The organism is Microbulbifer epialgicus, from assembly GCF_041447265.1.
Taxonomy (GTDB): domain Bacteria; phylum Pseudomonadota; class Gammaproteobacteria; order Pseudomonadales; family Cellvibrionaceae; genus Microbulbifer; species Microbulbifer epialgicus.
In genome coordinates this window covers 22,350-29,393 of record NZ_JBGMEK010000056.1, presented here as the reverse complement: position 1 = coordinate 29,393, position 7,044 = coordinate 22,350, and the positions used below count along the sequence as shown (strand labels likewise).

At 44.6% G+C, this 7,044-nt stretch carries 4 protein-coding genes; 2 read left to right on the top strand and 2 right to left on the bottom strand.

What is annotated here, in order from left to right; translation table 11 throughout:
* Window positions 1-429 precede the first annotated feature (429 nt).
* Together ACCI49_RS18135 and ACCI49_RS18130 are read right to left on the bottom strand one after the other, a co-directional pair.
* Window positions 430-1,119 carry a LytR/AlgR family response regulator transcription factor gene (locus ACCI49_RS18135; RefSeq protein WP_371840567.1) on the bottom strand — a complete coding sequence of 230 codons (690 nt, stop codon included), beginning with the start codon at window positions 1,117-1,119 and terminating at the stop codon, window positions 430-432.
* Window positions 1,116-2,135: a sensor histidine kinase gene (locus ACCI49_RS18130; protein WP_371840566.1), complete on the bottom strand. Its 1,020-nt coding sequence runs from the start codon at window positions 2,133-2,135 to the stop codon at window positions 1,116-1,118. The genes ACCI49_RS18135 and ACCI49_RS18130 overlap by 4 nt, the downstream gene beginning before the upstream one ends.
* A 712-nt stretch (window positions 2,136-2,847) precedes the next feature.
* Here ACCI49_RS18130 and ACCI49_RS18125 point away from each other — a divergent pair.
* Both ACCI49_RS18125 and ACCI49_RS18120 read left to right on the top strand, forming a co-directional pair.
* A complete protein-coding gene (locus ACCI49_RS18125; RefSeq protein WP_371840565.1) occupies window positions 2,848-3,717 on the top strand; it encodes an ATP-binding cassette domain-containing protein in 870 nt (289 codons plus the stop codon).
* Entirely contained in the window at window positions 3,717-6,935 is a 3,219-nt protein-coding gene (locus ACCI49_RS18120) for a gluzincin family metallopeptidase (RefSeq protein ID WP_371840564.1), read from the top strand. Before ACCI49_RS18125 ends, ACCI49_RS18120 begins: the two co-directional genes overlap by 1 nt.
* Window positions 6,936-7,044 lie beyond the last annotated feature (109 nt).

The following is a 7,044-nucleotide window of genomic DNA, read 5'->3' as shown; positions in this document are numbered from 1 at the left end:
CAATCCCGGTTGGATTTGCGCTGATAGTGTAAAGCGGGATAACTCTCGGTCAGTCTTCTAAGAAGACTGGCTCAATAGCCCCCTTTTAGGGGGCCGAGGGCAATTCCGCATTCTAAGAATGCGGATTTTTACTAAAATTGGTTACAAGTAATTACTAATATCCAGATGTCCAAGTTAAATTATTATGTTGTATAAAGATAATTGGCCTGCTTGCCGGTAAATACTTACTAAAAAGAGGAAAGGATACACTGCACTCGGGGCCGTATGAGGCATGGATGCCGATTACGAGCTTGCAGGGATGTATTCGCAGCGCGTGTCGAGTGCAGTGTATTCTTTCTTTCTTTCTGACCCCTTAGTATTTTCCTCAAAATATTGTCAGTCATTCCATTTTGTGTGGGATGTTAAATTTAGATATATTCATTTCAGGTATTATTTCCATAAATCTGCAAGGTTTTTGCGAAACGCTTTACCAATTCTTACTAACTTCTCGTTGATTAGCCTGAGTTTTTCACTATCCTGAGCCACAATCTTTTCTCTATTGACTAAATAAGACTTATGAACCTGAATAAAACGGCCATAAGGTAATGTTGCGACAAAATTTTTCAAAGTACCAGCGGTCAGTAGGCTGCTTTCGTCAAACCAGATCTTAACGTAATTACCATAGGCTTCAAAGCATAATACTTTATCCAGATCAACCCTACGGTCCTCTCGATCCACACGAATTACGATATGGTTTTGTATGATTGGCTTTGCTAGTGATGCTGTCTCACCGGCTCGACGTCGAACTTTGTCCAGCGCCTGGGCAAAACGTTCACTACTCACTGGTTTAAGCAAATAGTCGGTAACATCCATTTCAAAGCCTTCAAGGGCATATTCTTGATAGGCGGTACAAAGGATTACTTGCGGACGGTTAGCCATTACTCTCAGCATTTTTAGTCCGGATAGAACTGGCATATGAATATCCAGCAGTATTAAATCGACCTGTTTTCCATCTAGAAAAGATAGGGCCTCAGTAGCGTTAAAGCACTGTCCTACTACTTCAATATCAGTATGGGCGCGGCTATGGTGCAGGAGGACATTATGGGCTAGAGGTTCATCATCTATGATTAGGGCTTTCATAATTGTATTGTGAGTCGAGTATGCCATTGCTGCCCTTGTGTTTCACTTAGCAAAGTAAAGCGTTGTGGGTAACTTAATTGTAAGCGACGCTTTAAGTTTGTTAGGCCAATGCCGTTCGCTCTTGGATTTATAGCCTGATCGGGCAGACTGTTAATACATTTAAATACTAGTTCAGTGTGTTGCACATATAAGGAGATGTGAATAAAGCATTCTTCGGGACTGACTTCTACCCCATGCTTAAAGGCATTTTCTACTAGCATAATCAATAGTAGAGGCGCAATTTGTAATTTTTCCTCAGGTATTTGTAAATTTGTTTCAATACGACAACGGGAACCTACTCGCATTTGCTGCAGCTCCAAATAATTTTGCAAATAGGCTAGATCGTCTTTCAATGCAACCTCGTAACTTTCTCCTTGGTACACCACATAACGCAAAAGGTCAGATAATTTCAATAGCATTGGTGCTGCGTGCCCCGATTGTGCTAGGCAAAGAGCATACAAGCTATTGAGGATATTAAATAAAAAGTGCGGATTAACCTGTTGCTGCAACATTTTGAGCTCAGCCTGTGTCTGTTCCTTTGTTATCTCAGCGAGTTCCCGAGTGCTTTGCTGGTGTTCGAAGGCAAGAATTAAGGGAGTAGCGATGCCCCAGATAATTGTTGCCACAAGTAAATTTAAGGTATCGAATGGATTATGATTTTCCGAAGGCAGGAGACTTAACTCAGGAATATTCAAGGGTAATTGCAGAATTAGGGAGCCGAATAGTGGATAGGATAACAATAACCAGATTGCACTGCATAGAAAAAACAAATATATCCTATGATTGGCCAAAACCTTACGGATCAGTACATACCGATTGACCCAGTAGTAGGTAAATAACACAAGTGCCATCAGAGAAAATTGCCAGATGTAATACAAACTCAATTGCCATTGTTCAAGCATCAGTTGAAGGTTTAGCTTAGCCTCCAGGGGTTGATTGTGCATCGGGTCAGGGGTATATACAAACATACCGCTCATTAGAATGACCCAACATCCAAGACACAAAATTAGTGCCGAATCCAACGATAGTAGATAACGCAACCAGGGGGGCCTGCTATACCTGCCTGAAGATTGCTGAGAGTCCCGCTGGAGCCAGTAAATTAGGGATAACCCTGCCGATATTCCCCAAAATTGTATACTAACTGAAGATTCCATATTTCCTGGCAATGTGTTTTGTGCTACCAGGTTAATGGCAGGATAAATAATAAACCCTAATGACCATAATAGGTAATGCTGCCAATTGGATAAAGATATCATTAAGAACTGAGTAATGAACAACGGCAGGCTTTCAAGTAGAATCTGTAATAGTGATAATGAATACGGGCCCCAAACGCTGAGGGCATCGATCCGGTGAGTAGCGATAGGTGATGCATAATTATGGAAGCGGATTAATACTTCTATCAATACCGCCGCAATTACTGGTAATAGGGATATCAATGTTTGTCGATGGCGCAGAAGGCTTGGAAATCTTATCATACTGAGTTAGGCCTACTTATAAAGCGCTGATGCCAATACTGGTGTAATCCCTCGGGTCTGTCAGCAGTTTTATGATAAACATAGTGTTTTTACTGATAAACAGTAGTTCATGCAACTGAGTTAATAATGTCACAAAAACCATAGACTTCATCATCAAACTCTTTATGACATCCATGGAGTTATTTAGCCTGATAAAAAACTATGGTACATGTCAATGCTAAATCTCCGCAAAATTTATAAAACCTACCCAGATGGTACACGTGCCCTAAAAGATGTTTCTCTGCAAATAGGTACAGGAATAACGGGTTTACTTGGCCCTAATGGTTCTGGCAAGTCCAGCCTCATGCGCACTATTGCCACGCTACAATTGCCAGATAGCGGCGATATGCTTCTTGATGGGCAAGATGTGTATCAAGATCCATTTCTGCTACGCAGACTTGTAGGTTATCTGCCTCAACACTTTGGTGTTTATTCATATATATCCTGTTACGCGCTACTTGAGCACCTGGCAATTCTGAAAGGTTTGAATAATAAAGTACAACGTCGACGGCAGATTGATCAGGTTCTCGATCTGACTGATCTCACAGGGCATGCAAACCGGCAGCCGAGCCATTTTTCTGGTGGAATGTTGCAGCGATTTGGTATTGCCCAGGCACTTTTAGGTGAACCGAAAATACTGATTCTTGATGAACCAGCTTCAGGGCTGGACCCGGCGGAGCGAACTCGTCTACACCAGTTGTTACACGAAATTGCCCAAACACGCGTGGTGCTGCTTTCCACACATATAGTTGAAGATATTGAACATCTTAGTGCGCATACTGCCATATTGATCAATGGCGAGATTGTCGCCCATGATCATACGCTGGCGCTATTTAGGAGTCTGGAAGGAAAGATTTGGCAGGGGCCTCTAAGCGGGTCGTTGCCAAACGATATACAACTGCTTAGTCAATGCCTGTACTATGGTGAGTCGATGGCGCGCATTTTCGGTGAGCATTGTCCGGCTGCCGACTTTGAGGCTGTCCCCCCCAGCTTGCAGGATAGCTATTTTCTGTATCTGAAAAAGTACAGAGGGGAGGTCGTCTGATGCTTGGCACGCGAGTTATAAATGAACTGCAACTCTGCCTGCGTCAACCGCTTAGCTGGATATTGACAATGCTGGCAGGGGTATTTGGCTTTTTTGTTGGTCGCGGAATCCGTGTAAATCAAGCTGAGCTGTTTAGCGATCCACATCTGCTGAAGCTAGTTGGGGTCCTGTGTATGTTGGCACAGCCCTGGGCAGCTTGCCTCTTGGCTGGCTTTGCCTTGTACCGTGCCGATACCTATAAAATGCACGACCTCACGCTGGTGACTCCGCTATCGCGGGCCAGACAACAGGTCACCCAGGTTGTTAGCCTTTGTCTTCTGCTGAGCCTGCTTGGTGTACTGGCGGCGCTTGGCTTACTAGTTGGCCTTATGAGTTTTGCGGATAAACTGCCAGATGTACTTGACCTACTGTCTACCGCTGTAAAATTACAGGCTTTCCAATTGTTGATCGGCTTACCCGCGACATTGCTATTTGTATCAGCCTTTTGGTGGCTCCGGAATCTAAGCCCATCGTTGATGTTGGTATATTTTTGCGGCCTGTTATGGTTTATTAGTTATACCATGCTGGCAAGTGTCAGCGGCTCGCCGCTAATGGCGAGTTCACAAACGCCAGCTCCCTGGCTAGTATGCCTCATGGGATATTTAGACTGGTTTGCACTCACAGCGTTGATGACAAAAGAGCCCGATTTAGCACTTATTGGTGTGAACAGGGCAATGGTAATACTTACCGCTTTTGCGATGTCCTCTGTTGCTTTTCGCCTAGCAAAACAACATATAGATTCTTGTTCGAAGTCCATACAGAAGTTACCGATCAGACAGCGAAAGACTACAGGTTCAACTCTCTTTGTTTTTACTGGTGTTAAACCACAAGGCTTCCTACAGTTTATTACTCTGATTCGCCTGCAATGTACGCAGTTGTTTAAACTGCCTGTATTGTGGTTGGTGGGCTTGATTTGGTGCTGTGTGATCATTGGTGAAACTTACCCATCACTCAACCATGCAGAACCTGGTGCACTGCTAGTAGGTTCGAGCAAAGATGCTATTAATCGTTTTATGTGGGATATAACACCGCTATTTGGGTCAATACTCCTGCTGTATTTCAGCGATTGGCTTACCCGACGTGATCAACAGCTAAATATTGCTGGCATTGTTAATGCGCTACCTCTTTCCCCAGCCGTCGGATTATCATCACGGGTAAGCAGTCTACTTACCCTACTCCTAGTACTTTTATTACTGGCTGTTCTGGCTTCTATATTGTGCCAATGGCTCAAACAGAGCCCCATTAGCTTACTTGAATATGGGCGTTATGTGCTTTATTCAGGTATCCCGTTGGCGGCGCTTGGTATTGTATTTTTAGCTATTCAGGCTTGTATTTCCAGTCGAATTTCTGCAGTGATGCTTTGCGTATTACTGTTGATCCTACGCTTTACTCCCCTTGCAGCTCTGTTTGATTTGCATCATCCGTTATTGCGCCCATTTGAAACACCGCTAGAGCCTACAGGTGGATACTTGGGCTATCAAACAAATCTGGATGGTTTCTGGGCCTTTACCCGGTTCTGGGCCTTGCTTGCAGCACTGTTGCTATCAGCTGCCATTCTTATCAACAGCCAGTGGCGGAAAATTAATATACAAAAGCTATACAGTCCGGCCTTACTTGCTGTTGTTTCATTTACCATTTTTCTGGTTTATCAGGGGATAGCGATTCAGACTGCCTTGAGTGTAAACGGCCAGAGCCTCGCCCCAGGCCAGCGAGCGGCTATGCTGACTCAGTATGAGAAGAAATTTCGCTCTTTTAGCGAATTACCGATGCCGGTAATTACCAGCATTGACACTGAGGTAGATTTTTTTCCTCAGCAGCGCCAAGTTCGGATTAACGGGCAATACCATTTGGAAAACACTCATTCCCAGCCCATAGAAACACTCTTGATAGGTGAGTACTGGCAAACACGGTTAAGCCAAATAAGCCTGAACGTAGAGGCCTCAATGGAATATAATAGTGAGCTGGGCCAACGGATTTATCAATTGGTGACACCACTGCAGTCAGGTCAATCTCTGACTCTGGATTTCAGCTTGGTGTTGGCACAAAATGGTTTTATGGCGATGCCAACCCATAAAATGCTTACTCAAGAGTTCAATTACCTGCGTTCAATTCCCTACTTTCCGGTGATTGGCTACCAATCGAAACGAGAATTGGATAGTGAAGACTCGCGCCGTCAATTTGGCCTTCCGCTAAAACCACAGAAGTCTGTGGAGGAAGCTCTGGAGCTAAGGGATAAAAGTGGAGATGGTTATAATTGGGTGCTAATGGACACTCAAATATCCACGCCGCTTGGTTATCAGAGTTTTACTCAAGGCGAGATAGCTAACAGCTGGCAACAGGGAAATCGCCAGTACCATCGGTTTGTCACTCATCAGCCAATACGCAATTTACAGGGGTTTATTGCCGCACCGCTAAAAGTACAAAGTCGCCACCTAGATGGAGTAAAGCTACAAGTGGCGTTTTTACCTCAGCACCGAACGAATGTGGGAATGACGCTGGATGTTATGGCGCAAACAGTTAATTTTTTATCCACACATATTGCTCCCTTTAACGGAAGTACCTTGACATTGGTAGAGAAGCCAGATAATGGTCCGACAGGGTACGCCCTACCACACTTGCTGTTAATCGGCAGTCGAGTCGGTTTTCGTGCCCTGCAGGATAAGGAAATGCCTTTCAGTCAAGCCTATCGCCGCGTCGTACACGAAACTGCGCACCAATGGTTCGGTCACTGGTTTGGCAATGGTATTGAACAGGACCGCGCTTTCTTGGTGGAATCCATAGTTAAGTATATTGAGTTGGTGATATTGGAGCGTTATGTGGGCAGGCCTGCCATGGAGGGACTCATCGCCTATGAACGAGAACGCTATCAGCGCGTCGAAAACCATAACCGCCAGCCAACGCTCAGTTTGCTCAGCGCTGAGTCACCTCATGATAGGTATTCCCGTGCCACTTTGGCCTTTGCTCGGCTGCGTCAGGCCATAGGTGATACGCCGATTCTTGCCGCCCTTGCTGAATTGGGCAAACAGCATGGTTATCCCGGCTCTCCCGCCAGCTCTCTGGATTTTGTTGAAACTCTTGTGGGTAAAGCTCCCGCTCAGCGTGAATTAATAGAAACTCTGTTTATCCGTCCTGTACCTGTGAACGTGTGGATAAATGAGCTGGCAATAGAGCAAATTTAGTGGCAACAAATCAAGTTCACATTGTCTCTAAGTTTTACAGGTGATTTTTAAGGTATCTCCAGAATAATCGGGTCGTAGTAAAAAAAAGGAGAAGCCTCGCACTATTCAC

Bases quoted from the DNA above. Each gene is read 5' to 3' on its own strand.
- ACCI49_RS18120 (WP_371840564.1), top strand. From the start codon at position 3,717: ATGCTTGGCACGCGAGTTATAAATGAACTGCAACTCTGCCTGCGTCAA.
- ACCI49_RS18135 (WP_371840567.1), bottom strand. From the start codon at position 1,119: ATGAAAGCCCTAATCATAGATGATGAACCTCTAGCCCATAATGTCCTC.
- ACCI49_RS18125 (WP_371840565.1), top strand. From the start codon at position 2,848: ATGCTAAATCTCCGCAAAATTTATAAAACCTACCCAGATGGTACACGT.
- ACCI49_RS18130 (WP_371840566.1), bottom strand. From the start codon at position 2,135: ATGAGCGGTATGTTTGTATATACCCCTGACCCGATGCACAATCAACCC.